Source organism: Paenibacillus sp. UMB4589-SE434 (assembly GCF_030226685.1).
Taxonomy (GTDB): domain Bacteria; phylum Bacillota; class Bacilli; order Paenibacillales; family Paenibacillaceae; genus Paenibacillus_B.
Map to the genome: position 1 here is coordinate 1,282,501 of NZ_JASOYK010000001.1, position 19,970 is coordinate 1,302,470.

The 19,970-nt window shown below is 39.9% G+C and carries 12 protein-coding genes; 2 read left to right on the forward strand and 10 right to left on the reverse strand.

The features are described from left to right. Positions 1-38: 38 nt before the first annotated feature. The 3 genes from QP775_RS05445 to QP775_RS05455 form a co-directional block, all read right to left on the reverse strand. Entirely contained in the window at positions 39-5,855 is a 5,817-nt protein-coding gene (locus QP775_RS05445) for a type I polyketide synthase (RefSeq protein ID WP_285104278.1), read from the reverse strand. A gap of 132 nt (positions 5,856-5,987) precedes the next feature. Next, positions 5,988-8,312 (reverse strand): ABC transporter permease, encoded by a 2,325-nt coding sequence (locus tag QP775_RS05450; protein WP_285105719.1) that lies wholly within the window; start codon positions 8,310-8,312, stop codon positions 5,988-5,990. Positions 8,313-8,314: 2 nt separating this feature from the next. Beyond that, on the reverse strand, positions 8,315-9,019 hold the full coding sequence (locus QP775_RS05455; RefSeq protein WP_239327877.1) for an ABC transporter ATP-binding protein: 705 nt from the start codon (positions 9,017-9,019) through the stop codon (positions 8,315-8,317). A gap of 241 nt (positions 9,020-9,260) precedes the next feature. On the opposite strand from QP775_RS05455, the gene QP775_RS05460 reads away from it, so the two are divergent. Continuing rightward, positions 9,261-9,458 (forward strand): hypothetical protein, encoded by a 198-nt coding sequence (locus QP775_RS05460; protein WP_285104281.1) that lies wholly within the window; start codon positions 9,261-9,263, stop codon positions 9,456-9,458. A gap of 44 nt (positions 9,459-9,502) precedes the next feature. On the opposite strand, the gene QP775_RS05465 is transcribed toward QP775_RS05460, so the two are convergent. The 7 genes from QP775_RS05465 to QP775_RS05495 all read right to left on the reverse strand — a co-directional run bounded on the left by QP775_RS05465 (position 9,503) and on the right by QP775_RS05495 (position 18,287). Further along, the gene (locus tag QP775_RS05465) at positions 9,503-10,555 is read right to left on the reverse strand and encodes a dihydrolipoamide acetyltransferase family protein (RefSeq protein WP_239327878.1); all 1,053 of its coding nucleotides are present in this window, start codon (positions 10,553-10,555) and stop codon (positions 9,503-9,505) included. A 6-nt stretch (positions 10,556-10,561) separates the two neighbouring features. Further along, on the reverse strand, positions 10,562-11,554 hold the full coding sequence (locus QP775_RS05470; protein WP_239327879.1) for an alpha-ketoacid dehydrogenase subunit beta: 993 nt from the start codon (positions 11,552-11,554) through the stop codon (positions 10,562-10,564). A 20-nt stretch (positions 11,555-11,574) separates the two neighbouring features. Beyond that, positions 11,575-12,636, reverse strand: coding sequence for a pyruvate dehydrogenase (acetyl-transferring) E1 component subunit alpha (gene pdhA / locus QP775_RS05475; protein ID WP_239327880.1), 1,062 nt, complete (start codon positions 12,634-12,636; stop codon positions 11,575-11,577). A gap of 22 nt (positions 12,637-12,658) precedes the next feature. Then, a complete protein-coding gene (locus tag QP775_RS05480; protein WP_285104285.1) occupies positions 12,659-13,870 on the reverse strand; it encodes a class-II aminoacyl-tRNA synthetase family protein in 1,212 nt (403 codons plus the stop codon). Between the two features lie 49 nt (positions 13,871-13,919). Beyond that, the gene (locus QP775_RS05485) at positions 13,920-15,125 is read right to left on the reverse strand and encodes an acyl-CoA dehydrogenase family protein (RefSeq protein WP_285104287.1); all 1,206 of its coding nucleotides are present in this window, start codon (positions 15,123-15,125) and stop codon (positions 13,920-13,922) included. Further along, complete coding sequence (gene loaP, locus QP775_RS05490) at positions 15,109-15,738, reverse strand: antiterminator LoaP (RefSeq protein ID WP_285104290.1); 630 nt, start codon at positions 15,736-15,738, stop codon at positions 15,109-15,111. Before loaP (QP775_RS05490) ends, QP775_RS05485 begins: the two co-directional genes overlap by 17 nt. Before the next feature lie 1,022 nt (positions 15,739-16,760). Beyond that, positions 16,761-18,287 (reverse strand): FAD-dependent oxidoreductase, encoded by a 1,527-nt coding sequence (locus QP775_RS05495; protein ID WP_483312003.1) that lies wholly within the window; start codon positions 18,285-18,287, stop codon positions 16,761-16,763. Between the two features lie 593 nt (positions 18,288-18,880). Between QP775_RS05495 and loaP (QP775_RS05500) the strand changes: the two genes are divergently transcribed. Further along, positions 18,881-19,408 carry an antiterminator LoaP gene (gene loaP, locus QP775_RS05500; RefSeq protein ID WP_285104292.1) on the forward strand — a complete coding sequence of 176 codons (528 nt, stop codon included), beginning with the start codon at positions 18,881-18,883 and terminating at the stop codon, positions 19,406-19,408. The last annotated feature ends 562 nt before the right edge of the window (positions 19,409-19,970 follow it).

The window sequence follows — 19,970 nt, forward strand, 5'->3', positions numbered from 1 at the left end:
GCACGTTCTCCTCCGAAGTAACAAGTACACATTTGTCCTTAATTAATTAGGGAATTGATTTCAGACAAAATATCATCTACGGACTGATCTTCATTGTCTGCGCTGACATTCTCTTCTGTCTCTTCAAAGCTCATAGCTTCCATTAATAAATAGTCATTTAATTTTCTTAGAGATGGATAGTTGAAGAATACAGAAATGTCGACCTGTACATGTAATAGAGCTTTTATTTCGTTCCTCAGAGAGAATATCATCAAGGAATCTACCCCTTGTTCTGTAAAGGAACTATCTACGGATAGTTGACTGACATCATTAAATCCAATAATGTTAGCTGCTGCTTTATGCAATAGGACTAATAAATAATCACTCCTTTCCGTTGTTCCTAAATCTTTCAGCTTGGCGACAACATCTTCTTTAGCAGCCATATTCCCGCTTTGTTCTCCGAGTACAGGACTGTTTGTAATGAAATTCGTTAGAAATGCCGTTACTTCATCTACACCTGTTCTCTCACTAAATAACTCCCAATTTGCATCGACAACAACGATCGAAGACATGTTCTTATGAAATAGGTTGTCAATCATTTTCTTTCCAAGCTCTTTAGACATCCCGTAGAGTCCTTTATTCTCGATGTTCTTTAAAATATTGCTGTTACTTGTAGCCATTCCAGCTTCTTCCCAAGGCCCCCAGCATATCGACATCGCTGGCATTCCCAAGCTTCTTCTATATTCTGCAAACCTATTCATAAAATAATTGGCTGCTGCATAATTGGCTTGCCCCATATTGCCCACGATTGAAGAAATAGATGACATCATCACAAAGAAATCCAAGCTCTCCTCTTTTAATGCATGATGTAAGTGATAGGTTCCCCCTACCTTTGCTTTGAATACATTTTCAAAGCTGTTCCAGGTTTGATCTTTTATCATCTTATCTTCAATGATTCCGGCTGCATGGACGACGCCTTTAATCTCCCTGTTGTTCTGTTTTAGTTTCTGTACCACTGCGATTACGTCAGCTTCGTTACTTATATCAGCTTGTTCAACGATGAGCTGGACACCTTTTTCTTTCCACGAGTTCACAGTTTCAAGCAATGTGCCCGAAGCTTGACTTCTACTTAATAACACGATGTTTTTAGCACCCTGCTGGATCAGGTACTCTGCATAGATTTGACCTATCGATCCGGTCCCACCCGTGATCATATACGCTGCTGTTTCGTCGATCCGAATTGTGAGATCCTCGCTGCTAGTGCGGCTCTTGGCGTTTCTAATCAGCCTAGGAATGTACCTCTTATGCTGATCCCTCAGTACAACCTGCTTATCTTCTCCATGTATGATCTCGTGAATAATTGTATCGATATGGTTATTCAGCATATGGAGATCCGTATCAATAATGCCATCCCATAACGGCGTATGCTCGAGTCTAATGACTTCGGAAAACCCCCATAATGGAGCTTGATAGAGAGACGTTGCTATGCCATCTATCTGATGTACATTGTTTGTTATTACTTTCACGACCATTTTATTAGAGTAATTTAATTCGGTTATGGATTGTACGAGGTGCAATAAACCACTACATTCCTGTTCCACTACTGCTAATAATTTTTCTGCTTGTAAATTTTTTAGCTTAGCTTCATCCGTTGTGCTTAAATAAATAAGCTTACATCTTTCTTTTTTATATCGACTTGCGATGCTTTCCAGAAGCTGCTTTACATCGTGTTTATTGGAGTACGATATAAAAAACAGATCATTCTCATGCTCTACATATTTGTCCGCTTGCATGACTCGTATCGAAGATATTCCATGGTTATTCAATTTTTCATGGAATTGATCAACGATATCCGGGTCATTTCCGATTAATACAATTTTTTCATTGCCTGTGCCATTTTTGCTTGTTTTTGCTGCTTCCATCCATTCCACGTTATAGAGCATACGATCGCCGTTACTATTTAGCTCTTTGAGTAAGGTATCTCGCTCTGTTATCTTCGCCATGATACGTTCAATTTCAAATACGATTTCCCCCTTTTCATTGTAAACATCGATATCGCCGACTACCCCGGATTGTTGAGAATCATCTACTTTAATATGGCACCAGAAGCTCTCAGCGTCTCTGTAGTAATACTTTAATTTACCTAAGGATATAGGAATAGCCGTCTTTAATGCATACTCCTCACTCTGAGAATCCATCCGCATACTCAATTCGGAAACAAAAAATACAGATTGGAAGATAGAGTCTATGGTACCCGCATATACGATATAATTTTTACCATCGGGAATGTCCTTTTTAGGATCAATAAAGCAGACTCCTTCTGCTTCACCCTTCCACACTTTCGAAATTCGTGTAAAGCCATCTCCTAATTTAAACCCGAACTTTTTCATCACATCATAGGCACTGTATCCCGATGTTACTTCTGGATACCTGTCTATTAACTCGTCAATCGACACACGCTTCTCTTGTTCTTGCCCCTGAGCCATCATAATATTGCCCTTGCAATGTTTAATCCAGTTCTCATGTTGAGATTGCTTGTCTGTACTTACAAGTTCAAATTTCATTTGGTCTTGATTCGTATCTTCGATAAGAAATTGCACAACCCGCATTTCGTCTTGTATAGCCGTTAGGGGGGCATGAAACTCTACATTGGATATCGTGCAGCTTGACGGATTTCGGAAATCTTTAGCAATCGATAAAAGCATGGACATATGAGCAGCAGCAGGAGCAATCGCTGTCTCGAAAATAATATGTTCTTGCATAAAATACGGATTTTCTATCGTATAATTGCTCTGATATAGAGTGCCATTTTTAAAATAAGGGGTACTAATTCTCTGTCCAATGAGTGGATGATAATCCGTGCTTGCAATAGCAGGCAAACGATCTTCATGGGAGCACACGGGCTGCATCCAATAGGATTCTCTATCAAACACATAAGCAGGCAACGCTACTCGATTGTAGTCATGATCTAAGCTTGTCTTGAGTCCTGTCCAATGGATTGTGACGCCATGGCAATACAATTCGCCCATGCAATGTGTGATTTGCTCCCATGCCTTTTTTTTCATATCCAATGAGTTTATCAACATCTTCTCTTCACCAAGTATGAGCTTACCAAGCGTGCATAACGTGTTGTTTGCTCCAATTTCGAGGAAAATGGTATTGTGTACATCCTTTAATTGAGATAACGCTTGATAAAAATCAACTTTATCCTTGATATGATTGGTCCAATAGTCAGCGTCTAATAACTCATCTTTTTCTATAACTCTTCCGAGGGTGGCCGATATATAAGGCAGCTTGCTGCTTTTAAATTCCACTTCGTGCTGCGCAACATCTCTAAATGGTTCTAAAATCGGAATCATAAGATGGGAATGGAAAGCATGGGATACACGCAATCTTATTACATTTATGTTTCTATTTTCCGCTTCTTTAGTAACTTCCTCTACAGCATCAAGCTCTCCAGATATTACGATACTCTCTTCCGCATTATGCAAGGCGATAGACAGCTTTTCCTCATAACCCTTTAGTAAAGCTTCAACCGTTGTTTTATTCGCATATAGAGCAGACATCGCTCCTTGTCCCGGAGCTGAATCCATTAATCGGCCTCGTAAGGCAACCAGCTTCACAGCATCCTCAAGACTCAATATACCTGCTGCAACTGCTGCGGTGTATTCTCCTATACTATGACCCAGGACGACTTCTGGAGTAACCCCTACACTTTCCCAGAACTTTAATAGGGCATACTCGATTGAAAATATTAGAGGCTGAGCATAGAGAGTTCTTTCAATATCCTTACTGGAAAATTTATTGCTGTAGATCATTTCAACTAAAGATATATTCACATACGGCTCAAACAATTGATCACATTCGTCAAAAGCTAATTTAAACGAAGGATTATGCTCATACAATTCTTTCCCCATGCCTAAGTATTGAGATCCTTGTCCCGTAAATAGGAACACTCGTTTTGTTTCCTGATGCATATCCATCTTGTTATTATGCCGCGTTGAAATTCCAGCTTTGTTGTTCGTATCCAAATAGGCTTGCAGCCTGTTCATTAGTTCCTCTCGGTTTTTACCAGTAGCGGTAAACCTATAAGGAAAATCAACTTTGGCTCTATTGTTGGTACAAGCATAGTCTTTGATCGAAATCTGAGGATTTCTCTTCAAGTATTCAAGATTGCTTTTAATATTATCGAGTAATGACTTATCACTTTTAGCTGATATTTTCACGATGGAGATGGCATCCGTATCCATTGTTCGTATCGTTTCTTTTCTTGGCGGCTCTTCTAAAATGATGTGGGCATTGGAGCCACCAAACCCAAATCCATTTACTCCCACTCTTCGTAATCGACCATCACTTTTCCAAGCTTTATTTTCTGCTATGACGGATACCGGTGATTTCTCCCATGGAATAAAAGGGTTTGGCTCATTAAAATTTAAATTAGCAGGTATCATCTCATTTTTGAACGCTAATAGTACCTTTATAAGACTAGCCACTCCTGCTGCTGCTTCTAAATGCCCGATATTCGACTTAACAGAACCAATCTGAAGCGGATGATCACTAGCTCTATCTTTGCCATAAGTATTAACAACAGCTTTTACCTCTATAGGATCTCCCAGTTTTGTACCAGTACCATGCATTTCCATATAGTCAACATCAGAATAATCCAATCTAGCATCTTTTAGCGCCTTTGTGATTACTTTCTCTTGCGCTAAGCCATTAGGCGCCGTTAATCCGTTGCTCTTGCCATCTTGATTAATCGCCGTGCCTTTTACGACACCAAGTATATTATCGTTATTCTCTATAGCGTCATGAAGGCGTTTTAAGATCAATACCCCGCCGCCTTCACCTCGACCATATCCATTTGCTGCCGCATCAAAGCTCTTACTTTGCCCGTCAGTGGATATGGCTTCTAGCTTTGAGAAGCACACATGAACTGCTGGCGAAATCATCAAATTCACGGCACCCACGACTGCGGTATCTACTTCACCAGATTTAATGGCTCTGCAAGCCAAATGAAGTGCCGTAAGGGAGGAAGAGCATGCCGTATCCACGCAAAAGGAAGGTCCTTCAAAGCCAAACGTATAGGATATTCTCCCACAAGCCGTACTGAACGTTGTCCCTGTAAGCGAATAGGCGTCTATTTTACTTAAATCTCCTGATTTATAGTGGGCAAACGAATATTCTTCTCCTGCTATACCAATGTATACTCCCGTGTTGCTTCCATAATGATCCCCAATATTAAGACCACCATTTTCAAAAGCCTCCCATGTCAACTCAAGCAGCAATCGCTGTTGTGGATCCAATGACTTGGCTTCTTTGGGCGATATATTAAAAAACTTCTGATCAAAACGATCAATGGGAACGTTCAAAAACCCGCCTTTTCTAGAATACATTTTTCCAGGCTCTTCTTTGTCAGCACTGAAATAGTTATCTACATCCCATCGGTCCTCAGGCATATCACAAATCCCGTTAATGCCATTAATTAAAACATCCCAATATTCCTCAGGACTATTGGCTCCTCCTGGGAAGCGACAGCTAATCCCTACAATCGCTACATCTTGCTGTGAATTATTTTCTTCTTTGTCTCTATCCGCATCTTCACCATTTTGGGCATATACATCTACTTTATTTAAAGTGTTAAATAAAAAGTCTGCATACAGGTTGATATTGGAGTGCTCAAATATTGACGCAACTTCGATATCAATTTCAAATTGGTGTGATACTTTTTTTGTAAATAGTGGTATATCAACCGACACCAATCCTAAGCTGATAAATGGCTCATTGTAATCTACAACTTGTTCATCCAAAATATCTTCCACTAATTGTGCCAGATACGTGGTAATCTCATGCTTTGTAAAAATTTTTTCAGAACTCATTTTGTCTCATCTCCTTAAAGGTTCCTTTCTTTGCTTTATAGCGGTTACTCAGATCTTGATGTACGGTTAAATACACGCTGCATCTATAAAAACAACCTTAAGGTCCATAGGAACCTAAGGTTGTTTTTTCCATTATTCTACACTTTTTAAGGATTCAATCATATTGATACGAGATACTTTTCTTCGAAGCAGCAAGCTTGAAAGAATGGTAAGCGCAAATGCAAGTACAACAGATATTAGCATAACAAACAGACTTAATTGATCCGGGATTTGCTGATGAGTGCTCGAGAGTGCCTTAACGACAAGCCCATAAATATAACCACTGATTGGTAGCGCTACAATAATCGCAAAGGTGGTGAGTATGATGTTCTCGAAGAAGATAAGCCGGTTTATTTTATGCTTAGGGTAGCCTAATACCTTGAGTGTGGCCAACTCACGATTTCTTTCATAAATGTTAATGGAAGATATCGTATAGATAGCGCCAAAGGAAAGCACGACCGCACAAATGATAAACATAATAAAGATAAAACTATTTTGCTTCAGAATATATTGAGCCGATTCTTTTAAATCATTCTTATCTGCGATAGTATCTACCTGCTGATCTTGTTCGAAGACACTACGCACACTTGCAAGATCTGTAGAACTGCCGGCCTCCACTAAAAGCGAGGTTGGATTGTACTTGATGCCAAAGCTCTCCAGATACGCTGGCGTGCTATAAAACGACGGATTCGAATACTGGGTGGATATTTGTATAACTTTCATATCGACCGTTTTATTAGCAAACTCTGGCGCAGTGAACTTGATTTGGATAATGTCCCCTTCTGCGATCTGATAGTTGTCGGCATACGATTTTGGGACCAGTACACCGCTGTCTTCCAAAGCAAGCTGTTTGTCATTTTCGTCGAAGAAATGAATGAGATTGTTTTCTTTCTTCGTTACAACTAACGAAGCATTCTTGTTGTCATTACCTTTAATTAATTCCACCGGAAAGGTGGATAGATCATAGCTGCTTTTAATACCGTTGGGTAGTTGTAATGTATCCGGAGTTGTTCCACTCTTATAATCGACTCTTAAATCGTAGGTGTTTACTTTTTCAATCTGATCTGCTACTTTTTGCAAGGATGTCATAGTACCAAAGGCTGTAATCAATAACACTGTACTCACCACAACACCAACGGAGCTTGCTAATGCTTTTGACTTATTTAAAAATATATTTCTCAAAATGATCTTGTAGCTGTAGGAAATATGATTCCAAATGCCCGGAATTCTTTCGATGAGGAGCTTCTTCATTTTCTTAGGCGGTTTAGGCCGCATCGCCTGAGCTGCACGTTCTTTCAGGATGGCTCTGCCACTTAAGTAACAGGACAGGATTCCAAATGCACAAGAGAAAAGGATGGGTGGAATCACAGAGGTGAAGGATAAGGAGAACATAATATCAGGCAGCGCGTAGGCTTTTGCATTTGATGCTCTTATTAATGGAATAAATACATAAGTGGCAAGCACACAGCCTAGAACGGAGCCTATGATCCCTACCATTACGGGGTATCCCATATAGTGAAGCATGATGTTTCTGTTTTTTATACCTAATGCCTTCATAATCCCAACTTGATTTCGTTGAGAATCAATAATTCGCGACATGGTAAGGAATAGAATAATCGCTTCGATGATAAAGAAAACTAATGGGATAACCTTGCTCATCATGTTATTGTTATGGATGGTTTGTTGTAGTTGCGAATAGCTGAACATCCGCTCTTTACTGACTTGGCTAACATAGGAGAGTTGTTTAGATTGTGCTTCAATCGTTTTGCCTAATTGGTCAATATCGTAACCTTCCTTAACATCAATTAAGGTTTCATTATAATAAATGCCGCCTGCGATTTGAGGGATGGCGACTTCGGTTATATACGCTACGCCAAAAGATTTATGGTCTTGGACTGCGTTCTTTTTGGCATATTCTACATTTTCACCCAAGCCGCTAATGGTGAAGCTCATATTTTTATCATTCACACTTATTTGAATTTGATCACCGACCTGATGCTGATGTTCCTTAGCATAATGGGAATCTAGCAAGATTTCCTCTTTTTGGGTCGGAATCTTACCCTCAATCAGCGTAGGCGTATTAATTTCATTGTTTACAGGGATCGAGTGAATCTTTAAGGCAGCCTTCATTCCTTCAAACGCTTGTGTTGCATCCAGGGTATAGCGTCCTTCGATTTTGTTAATACCTTCAATGCTGCTTAACCCTGCTAAGTCCTGTTGGGATAATTTGTTGTAATAGACATTCAAGTCGCTTAAATTATGCTCTTTAAAGTAAACCTTCGTATAAGCGTTAAGATTATCGCTTAACGTGACCAGGCCCGCGTAGAAAAAAGCTCCCACTGCGATAACCAGCACAAAGGCGATAAATTGTCCGATTGATTGTTTGATATCCCTTAGTAATTTTAAAAATAACTTCATCATTACCACTCGATCCCTTCAACATTCTGTTTATCCTGATTTACTGTAACGCTTTCGATCATTCCGCTCTTCACTTTGATAATTTTGTCCGCCATAGGAGCAATCGCGGTGTTATGTGTGACCAAAACAACGCACTTCTTCGTTTCCTTGTTCAAATCTTGAAGAAGCTTCAAGACAGACTTCCCAGTGACATAATCTAAAGCTCCAGTGGGTTCATCGCAGAGTAAAAGCAACGGATTTTTGGCAACAGCTCTCGCGATCGCAACGCGTTGTTGTTCGCCTCCAGAAAGTTGGGAAGGGAAGTTCTTGATACGGTCCTTTAATCCAACCTTATACAAAATATCTTTTGCGTCCAGATGGTTTTTACATACTTCCGTCGCAAATTCAACGTTCTCTAACGCGTTTAAATTCGGAATTAAGTTGTAAAATTGGAATACAAATCCTACCTTCTCCCCGCGATATTCCGTTAGTTTTTTTTCGTTGTACCTTGTGATTTCTTGATCACCAACAAGCACCTGGCCTGTAGTAGCCGTGTCCATTCCACCAAGGATATTTAGAATTGTACTTTTACCGGCACCGCTAGCACCCAATACAACGACGAATTCTCCCTCTGATATGGAAAAATCAACACCCGCAAGAGCCTTGATCGGCACTTCACCAATTTTATATTCTTTTGTTACGCTTTTAAATTCGATTAGCTTTTTCACTTCTTACATCTCCTCGTTGGGTATTTTTGTGCTTGGTTTGACTCAATTTCCCGTTTCCTGTGAGATGGAAAAAGTCAAACTGATATTCTTACTAATAGGTTTGCTAGTTGGAAGCTGCACGGCTGAACTAACCTATCTATAGAACCCGCCCACTAAGACAGTGGCTAAAGGACCACTCGCTTTATTCAATTTATTCAGTTGGAAGCTATGATGATGATAGGAACAAAGGAAGTATAAACGGATGATGGTATTACAGAAGATCGTTTGTCAAGCAAAAGCATTGGCCCCGTTTGGGCTGCTAGTATTATTCCAGAAGTCAGTGATATTGGGTAGGCTGCCCAAGGGTGGTACGTCCTCAGGCTCTCTCAGAAGGGAAGTTGATCCATCAATTGGACCTGTTAGTAATTCGAAATACACCAAAAATGTCATTCATCAATAATATTCACTTATAGGGGATTTAGACTTCAAGCTGCGAAAGCTGCGTTAAGCAAAATAGTCTTCATAATGACTTTCTAGGTTAGCTTTAAAGGTATTGATAAACCTCAGCCCATCCGCGCCATCAAAGAAGCGATGATCAAAAGTTAAGGTAATCGGGAGCATTTTTCTAACGACAAGCTCGTCATTCTCCGTAACGACGACTTTCTTATCGGCACGATATAAAGCAACAATGGCAACTTGAGGACAAAAAATAATAGGCGTAGCAAAGCCCCCTCCAATCGCTCCCACATTACTTATCGTAATTGTCCCCTCGCGTGCATCTGTAAATAACAACTTCTTTGATCTTGCTCTCTCAATTAGTTCATTGATCTCATCTGCCAATACATCAACAGTTTTTTCATTGACCTGCTTAACATTGGGAATAACGACACCTTCGTTAGTATCCACCGCAATCCCGATATTATGGGATTGAAACAGTTTCAATGATCCATTTAGCTCATTCGAGTTAAACATGGGATGCTGGTTGAGCGTTTGAGATAAGGCTTTAACAAAGATTGGTGTCAATGTAACGTTTAAGCCCTTATTTTGCTTTAATTTTTCCTTATGCAGCAATAAGTTAGTAATATCTGCTTCTGCATAAGCTGTTACATGAGGAATGGTTTGAAATGATTTTGTTACGATGTTCGCTATTTCTTTACGCATGGAGGTCAATTTTACAATCGTATCGTCGATTGAATTGTCTAACCCTACGCTCGGATAGGTACCGAGATTAATGCCAAAATCATTCCACGAATGCTCCTTCTCTTTAGTTGCATCCAGCTTCAACCATTCCTGATTCCATCCGCCGGATGCTTCCCCCTTCCCCTGATCAATGACGATAATTACATCGTTAACGGTGACGACATCACCCGGATTATAAGGCAGTTTGCCAACTATCCCTTCTACCGGCGAAGGAAGCACCGTTGTTACCTTATCCGTCTGAACTTCGACAAGCGGTTGATCTTCAACTACATGCTCTCCTTCTTTGACCATGTAAGCAACGATATACCCTTCAATAAGTCCCTCACCAAGCTCAGGAAAAAAAAATTCATATTTCATAACAGCTCACCTCTTAAGAGAAACTAACATTTGATTTATTTCATGGATAATTCTGTCTGCTGATGGGAGGTAGTAATCTTCGATGGAAAATTGCGGCACGGGAACATCAAATCCCGTAATTCGTTTTACAGGAGATTTTAATTCACCAAACATACGATCCTGGATTACAGCAGCAAGCTCAGCGCCTACACCACCCGTTAATGGAGCCTCGTGTACAATCACGGCCCGCTGCGTTTTTCTGACGGATTCCTGAATCGTGTCCATATCAAACGGATACAAGGTACGCAGATCAATAATTTCCACACTAATACCTTGGGACTTTTCAAGCTGTTCTGCAGCTTTAACTACATTCCATACCATAGCGCCCCAGCATATAACCGTAATATCTTTACCTTGCTTGATAATGTTCGCCTTGCCAAGTGGAACCGTATATCTTTGCAGCGGAACAGAATGACGCATGCTGCGATAAATTCTCATGGGTTCCAGAAAAATGACAGGATCATTGCCCTCTGACGCTGCAATGAGAAGCCCTTTAGCATCATAGGGATTACTAGGTATGACAACTTTTAACCCTGGTGATTGGAAAAAAAGGGCCTCAATACTCTCCGAATGCAGCTCGGGAGCACGGACGCCAGCTCCATAAGGAGCTCTTATGATTAACGGGACTTCATACTTACCTTGTGTCCGCATTCGTAGTCTTGATAGATGAGACAAAATTTGCTCTAAAGCAGGATAAATAAATCCAAAAAATTCAATTTCGACAATAGGTTTAAGTCCGTTCAGCGCCAATCCAATGGCACAACCTACAATACCTGCTTCAGACAAGGGAGTATCCACTACACGCCGATCTCCAAACTTATGAAACAACTTCTCGGTAACGCGGAAAACTCCGCCATTCTTACCAATGTCCTGCCCTAATAGAAGGATCTTGTCATCATCAGTCAATAACAAATCCAAGGTTTCATTTAACGCCTGAACGAGGTTTAACTCTCTCTGCATACCAAGCCCCTCCGTGAAATCTATTGATGATGATAACGTTCCATAAAGCTATTAAAGTTACTCTCCTGCTCTTGAATGTTCCACGGCTTTTCAGAAAGTACGTTCTTAAACATGATGGTTGGATCAGGTTTTGGAATATTAAGCGCATATTGAATGCCATCATTCACTAATCGATCTGCTTCTCTATGAATTTTTTCTTCCGTATCTTGATCCAATAAACCTTGCCTACGCAAATAAGCTTCTAACCGTAATATCGGATCTCGTGATCTCCATGATTCACTTTCCTCGGAGCTCCGATAGCGGCTTGGGTCATCGGCAGTCGTATGTGGGCCATAACGATAAGTTACCGCCTCTATTAAAGTAGGCCCTTTACCGCTTCTAGCAGCTTCCAGGGCATTTTTGGTCGTTACGTAAACAGCAAACACATCATTGCCATCAATACGAATACTGTTCATATCATAAGCTATCGCCTTTTGAGCAATAGTTTCACTTGCTGTTTGGCGTGATAGCGGTACACTAATCGCATAGCCATTGTTTTGACAGAAGAACACCACTGGTGCCTTAAATACAGAGGCCATATTTAACCCTTCATGGAAATCTCCTTCTGAGGTGGCCCCATCTCCAAAATAAGCTAGCGAGCAAGCACTTTCATTCTTATATTTACTAGCCCAAGCGGCCCCTGCCGCTTGAGGAATCTGTGTAGCTATCGGCACGTAAGGAGGAAGAATATTTCTATTATTAGGAGGAATACAGCCCTCAATTCTGCCCATCCAATACCAAATAATTTTAACCATCTCATAACCGAATGTTAACATCGCTGCATGATCCCGATAGGTAGGAAACATCCAATCCTGTTCTAAAAGTGCCATAGCACTGCCAACTTGGCTCGCCTCCTGCCCCTCAAAGGAAGCATAAGTACCAATTTGACCCTTTCTCTGCATGTTCACTAACTTTCGATCAAATATCCGATTTAATACAAGAAGCTTGTACATCTCCATGGCCAATTTTTCGTTTATGACCATATTGTCATCCCGCAATGTACCGTCGAGTTCTAAGATTTGAAATAGACGCTGTTGTTCCATCTAGTCCCCCATATTATTGGATTTAGTCCGCCAAAATGGCTTCTGGACATCCATTTGATAAAATTCTTGTCCATTTTTCTTCATCCATCCCGTGCTGGCTAATAAATGCGTAGGCTAACCTTTCAATTCCAAAACCAACACATCCTGTTGACATCCACTCAGATTCACCGCGTTTTATATTAAATTGCTCCCCAAAGAAATGATCATGAAAATTAAAGGAAGCGGCTGCTATGGTTCGATCGTCTGCAACCTTTAACCGCAGCTCGTATTTAAGTTCTTGCATTCTTTGATTAAATATCTTCGCCGCTGTGTCTTCACTGCAGAAGAACGGATCACTAGCTACTTCGCAGTGTCCTTCCAATCCCAATTTCTGAAAAAGAGCAAATGAAGCTTCCATAAATTTTTGACGACTATCCAGCACAAAATCCTTTGACCCCATAAAGACAATTTCACGAATAGAGAAGTCCCATAATCTTTCTAGGGTGCGATGATACTTCGATTCATAGCGAAATGATTTTCCGATTGATGTTATGACACGATTTTGTGATTCAGCATGTTGGGTATTTTGGAATTGATGATAGGTGTGGTAGCACATGGTTGGGGGCAGGCAATAGTCAACATTTTGGCAGGAGGACAGCAAATATGAACCGACCCCGTTATGAGATGTATAGTCCTCAAGAAAATCACGGTAGGTATCAATATCATTATGAAGCCTCGTAACAAACATTAAGAAATGTGGGAACGATTTAAAATATCCACATTTCTCTAAGGCTTTGGTAGAAATTAATGTAGGATATCGATATTCGATTGCTCCAAAATTAGAGATCGTCATCTCTTTAATCATTCGATCTAAAGTATCCATTAAGAAAATTAATTTTTCTCCAAAACAGACCTGACCTTCGCCCATTTCATAAACCATTTCTTTTTCAAGCAGCTTATCAAAAAGATCATCCTGATAAGTTGTGTCATGTTTATCTGATTTCCAAATGACTCGAGGTGGCAGCACTTTTTGAAGCGCAATCTCATTGTCGATCACGGTTATTAATTTAGTTTTAATTTCGATAGGATCGGTTCCTGGCAATAGACTGACTTCTACACCATTGATAGTACTTTCACCTTTAACCAATTTAAATTGATTAATGTTGGCGGATATAAAATAAATTCTTTTTTCTAGTTCCTCGGCGTGTTTTAAAGATAGTGGTTCATCCAATAGAATGTAATGAATATTGTCCATAGTTATAAGCATTCCTTTCGCTTCGAGAAAGTATGTGATTCAATGCCAGTCAGTTATTAAACATATTAAAAGCGTCCTGCGCAATTAAGACCTGTTGAATCTGAGTGCTTCCTTCTACGATCTCCATAACCTTGGCATCTCTCATATGTCTTTCAACGGGGTACTCGCTGCTGCAACCATTGGCTCCATGTATTTGAACTGCATCCTTTGCCGCTTTAAAAGCATGAACGGTAGAGAAATATTTGGCCAATGAAGTAGCAAACGTAGCATTTACCTCATTGTTGTCCCATAGCTGGCCTGCTCGAAAACATAGATGCCTTGCAGCTATCGTATTGGTTACCATATCGGCAATCATCTGTTGAATCAATTGATGTTCTTTTAGATAGTGATCAAATTGTTTTCTTTCATTAATATAGTCTAAGCTCGCATTCAAACAAGCCTGTGCCAAGCCTGCGGCTCCCCAGGCTGTACTGTAACGTCCATGAGTCAAACCGTTATTGGCTACAAGCGCTAATCCGAAGCCGACTTTACCAACCAAATTGTCGACAGGAACTCTGCATTCTTCAAAACTTAGTTCAGCTAGCAAGGAGCCCCTAAAGCCTACTAGTCCAGATATCGGACGAACGGTTAGGCCGGGTGTATTTCTTTCTACTAGCAAGGCTACTGCCTGACCATCACATTGAGCAAATACCAAAAAGACATCCGCTTTTTGTGCAAACGTTATCCATTTTTTTTGACCCGAAATTACGTACTCAGTACCCACTCGTTGCGCTTTCGTTTGAAGATTTTTTATGTCACTTCCGATTTGGGATTCCGTAATAGCAAAAGAGACCTTGAGTTCACCTGAACTCATCTTTGGCAGCCAGTACTGCTTTTGCTCTTGAGATCCCCATCGCAGAATAGACGAAGTGACCATGCCTTGAACACCAATAATATTCCGTAAACTTGCACAGCCACGACCAATTTCTTCATTCCACAAACCATAAGTAATATAATCCATGTCAGCTCCGCCGTATTTAGCGGGTAATGCGGCTCCCCAGTTACCTTTATCTATAATCTTTTGAAGGACGGAATCTGGCATGTTTTCCTCTTGATCAATATGTCCAGCTGCGGGGACAATTTCAGAATCGACAAAAGCTTTGAATTCCTCTTGCTTCTCCATTTGTTGATTCGTCAGTTCAAGGTTTTGGATAAACAAAATATTACCTCTTTTCATTTCAGTATATTTAACATTTTTGTTAGCCCATCTTTTCATAAAACTTCATCATACCTTGGCTATCCGGCACTATTAATTCAATTCCTACTTCAATTGATCTTTCGCCACCAAAAAAACTGACCGCAATTTGAGCTCTTCTCTTTCTTTTGTCAATTTTTTTAATTATCCCTTCCATGCCATATAACGGGCCCGATTGAACACATACCTTAGCGTTTTCAACAATGACGTTTGAGTACTCTATAATATTCTCGTTATTAATGAGCTGCAGGATCTGTCTTATTTCAACCTCCTCTATTTTGTTAAAAAAATCATCGTAATTATAGATGGGGTCTCCTTTTTCTATGTGTGGATCAGGCATTGACTGAGATCTTCGATTTATTTTGTCTAGCATAAAAGATGAATTACGGAGCAATCGATAGTACTTGGGCAATTTTTTCAGCTCATAATACATTGTTGGAGTCATGTTTGTGTTGATTAACAGATAACCAGGGAATAACGTTTTAACGACACTGTAAAATTTACCTCCCTTTTTTTCAGGAATTAGCCGTTTCGGAACACATGAATATAAATCTTTTTGGCAGAATTGTAACTTCAAGCATTTCTGAACAATGTCCTCACTGCCAGTTTCAACAAAAAGTGCATACCAGCCCATACTATAGCTCCTTTTGAAAATGAGATATGTTAAGCGGTTTGAACATAAAAAAGAGAAGGAACTAATTAAACATCCCTCCTCTTTTTTATATTTTTTGATTTTTTATCCATCCTGTGCTAAAAAGACAGAGCTTCGCCACTGAGCTACCCTCCTAAAAGATAGACCTATTGCGAATGAGGAATATTTTCACACAGAAAAATTAACGTGCCTAAACAACGATTAATCCTTACAGAGTGATTGGATGTTAGAAGGGGCTGTCAAGAATGTTGTGTAAATTCATATTAGAAGAGTATCTCGCGAAGAACAGCAATTTCCTACTCAACATACGATCTGAAAATCGCTTTGCATTTGCTGTTCCGTTTATTTGGTGTGGTCTTGCTTTCATTCCGTGGTTTCTATAACCCAGATATAACTCGTTCCATGCATTGCTTGGAGGAACGGTTTGGGGGATTTCATGCTTTATTTGAATACTATTGAAAACAGCCTTACATGTAGCTTCTATAAAAGACCTCTGTAGGCACTCATCCATGAATTGCATTTCTAAAGCTCGAATTTGGCGCATGTTACTGCTCCGTCGACTGTTATAATAACAAAATAGTATCACTAAAGCCCGATAGTTGCCATGTTTGGTTTTCTTTACCGATTATATCCTTATACAGACACGATGTAAATATCTAGATGTCGAAGCGCTGTAGATTCTACTCGAATGAAGAGAGCATTTGTCTTTCTGAAAACAAATCGCTTATCGCTTCTCCCTGTAACATAACTAGTATTTACACCCGGTTACGTTCCATCCATGACGTGTACTACGAGCAATCAACCTACCGCTTAATTAGACATGATGCAATGATACTATTATTTCGTAAGCTATTTATCCCCCCCGGAAACACTCATTTGAATTTTGTGTAAATAGAGGACATCTGAACGAAATTACCAATGTCACATCCAATTTCCAAGTAAAGGAATGATACTATTATGGTAAATGTGCACACGGAAATCGTCAAGTTCATTTTTTCGCTCGGTTATTGAATGATTTGTTTTAGAGGTTTTGTTGCAGGCCCTTCTAACACATCACCATCAATCGAAAATCTTGAGCCATGACATGGACAATCCCAGCTTCGATCCCCAACATTCCACTCAACCTCGCATCCCATATGCGTACATGTGGTATCGACAACGTGTAGTGTACCCTGCTCATCTCTGTAAGCCCCTGCTCTTTTTCCATTTACGGATACAACAGCGCCTTCATCGTTCGCTAAATCCTTAGGCAGCTTATGAACAATTTCAAGCTTTCCACTAATGAGGTGTTTGGCAACATCTACATTTTGATAAATAAACGTCTTCACATCAGGGAAAGCATGGAATCTGGATGGTGTATATAAATCTTGATACGCGTTTTCTTTTCCTATAATCAAGTCCCGAAGTAAAATTGCGGCAGCTGTTCCCGTTGTCATCCCCCATTTTCGATACCCTGTTGCTACGTATACATTAGGCGTTACGGAAGAAATCTGTCCTATATATGGTATCTTATCTAAAGTGACCAGGTCTTGAGCAGACCATCGGTAAGGAAACTCTTGTATGCCAAACGTAGTGTGCGCAAAAGCTTGTAATGCCTCATAATGCTTGATTGTACATATCCCCTGTCCCGTTTTATGACTTTCACCGCCAATTAAGATCAAATTGTCCCCGCTGCTTAGTGTCGTCGTTCTGACGGAACGTTTCGGGTCATCAGCGCTTAAGTACATACCATTCAAATCGCTGCTTTTACTTTTGACCCCAATTACATAGGAACGTTCAGCATGCATTCTTGCAAAATAAAACCCCATCCCATCCATACAAGGGAAATGAGAGCAAGATACGACGTGCTTACACGTAATTTTGTGGCCATCGCTTGTTACTACTACTGGCTGAGTGTCATCTTCTACGGTTTCTACCGTTGTATGCTCATAAATATGCCCACCTGCCTGAATAAACAACTGTACGAGCTTCTTCAAATATTCAAGTGGATGAAATTGAGCTTGATTTTGCATTACGATTGCTGCCTTTATTGGTACGGGGAGATCGATTTGGCTTACCATGTTCCCGTGTATTTCAAGCTTGTCATACGCGTTTTGCTCATTTTCGAGCCTTTTTATGATAGTCTCTGAATTCGTATAAATATAAGCATCCTTTTCAATAAAATTACATTGGATGTCGTGTTGTTTAATGGTCTGCTTTATAAATTGCAGCGCTTCGTCATTTGATTTGTAATAAAGCTGTGCCTTTTCTTTACCAAAATTTTGGATTAACTCGTCATAAATCAAATCATGCTGGGCCGTGATTTTTGCTGTCGTATGACCCGTTGTTCCATTGAACAGGTAACCTGCCTCTAACAACACAACATTAAGTCCTTCTTTTGCTAATAAATAAGCGGACGTAATACCAGAAATTCCTCCGCCAACGACAACAACCTCAGCTTCAATATCGCCGGTAAGCTTTGGGAAGGAATCAATGCTTACTGATTCCAACCAATAAGACTTAGGCAAGTGGGGCATATCTTTAGATATCAAGGTTTCCTTTTCCATCATGAATGAACCTCCTAGATTAGGGTCTCTTGATATTCATTACCTGTTTAGTATTTGTTTAATCAAAACGCAGGTTTACAGCATATTTTCCACAAAAGTATATAATATTTATCTCTGCTGCTTCTTGTGATCTAAGTCCTATCCCAGGATCAGGCATATCTTTGATTTATATTTCTCTACAGCCATTTGCAAAGTACAGTTATATGTACCCTTGATTTTGCTAAAATTTGTGTTAATATTTACCTCAAAAGAACCCTCACGATATGATAGCACTTCCATGCAAGCGGACAAGCGCATTATCTACCATCGATATAGGATTAACAAAAGGTGTATCTTTATATTGCGTTGTTTACTCCCCTTATCGAAAGACCGTGCCATTTGTAAGCCTTGATCAATTCCGCAGTAATTACCTGTAATCCACCCATATACCTAATTTTTATTTGATATAAATATTTTTTGTAAGCCTATTTTTGGGATGAAGGAATTCCGTAGTGTTCTCTTTACAAAATTATAGTTATATAACAGAAATGCCCCATCTATTACATCCGTAACTAATTAGCTATTCATGGAGGGGAATAATGAGCTGGTTTGCACTATTTGTAAAGTCGGGAGAAGAAAGAGATGTGGAAGGGTTTATCAATCAGCATTTCGACAAGCAATCACTGTTTTGTTACGTGCCCAAAAAGCTTGTACCGGAGAAAAAGCAGGGTTGTGTTCATGATTCGGCCAAAGTGATTTTTCCCGGATATGTTTTTATTAACACAAGCATTATTTCCGCCTTATATCATCGATTGCGAAAAACTCCAAAAATTTATTACTTAGTCAAAAGCGGGGATCATAAGCTGGATCAAAGCTATAGTCCCTATTCAGAAATCCCGGATGAAGAAATGGATATGTTTTTGCAGTTAGTCGGACCAAATGACATGCTTGGTTATTCAGATGTCATTGTGATGAATAAACGGGCAAAAGTCATTGCTGGACCGTTATTTGGCAAAGAGGGGATTATACGAAAAATTGACAAGCGCAAAGGTAGAGCAAAAATAGAAGTTATGTTTTTGGGAGAAACAAGAATGATTGAGGTAGGAATTAATATTTTGTCCACATGATCATCTCGCCGACAAGCAGCTGGACGTTATCGATATCGGACCTTGTTCTGTACCCACTGGACAACTTCTCGTTCGTGAACCGCTGTGTGATTTGACAAATTTAGAGAACTAGCCTTGGATGAATTCGTGTAATGATCTGAAAATATATCGTATTATACATAAACTGTGCACCGATCTAGCCGTGTAACAGCTATTGAAGAACCACAGAGATCTGGCATCAAGCAGAACTTCCTAGGTTCTTCTATTTTATGTGTTCATTTTTTTGTGATCATACATATACTACGGCAACCTCCGTGAACGGTGCGACCGTATATTATCTGTCCCATTTACCTCTTCATTGATTCCTCTCCTCATTCCAAAAATCGAGGGCACGATTTACCCACTCTTGGGGACGAAAAGCTCCTAACTCTCCGTGTTTATAACCAAGCAGTTGTTCCACTTTACAATTTGAAACGACGCTGTTAAACAGCAGCGCAGAGTTACGAATAGCTTTGTGCTCATTACTCGTATACCAGTAAAGTACTGGAATCTCACAGCAGCTAATCTCTGTTCTTAACTTATA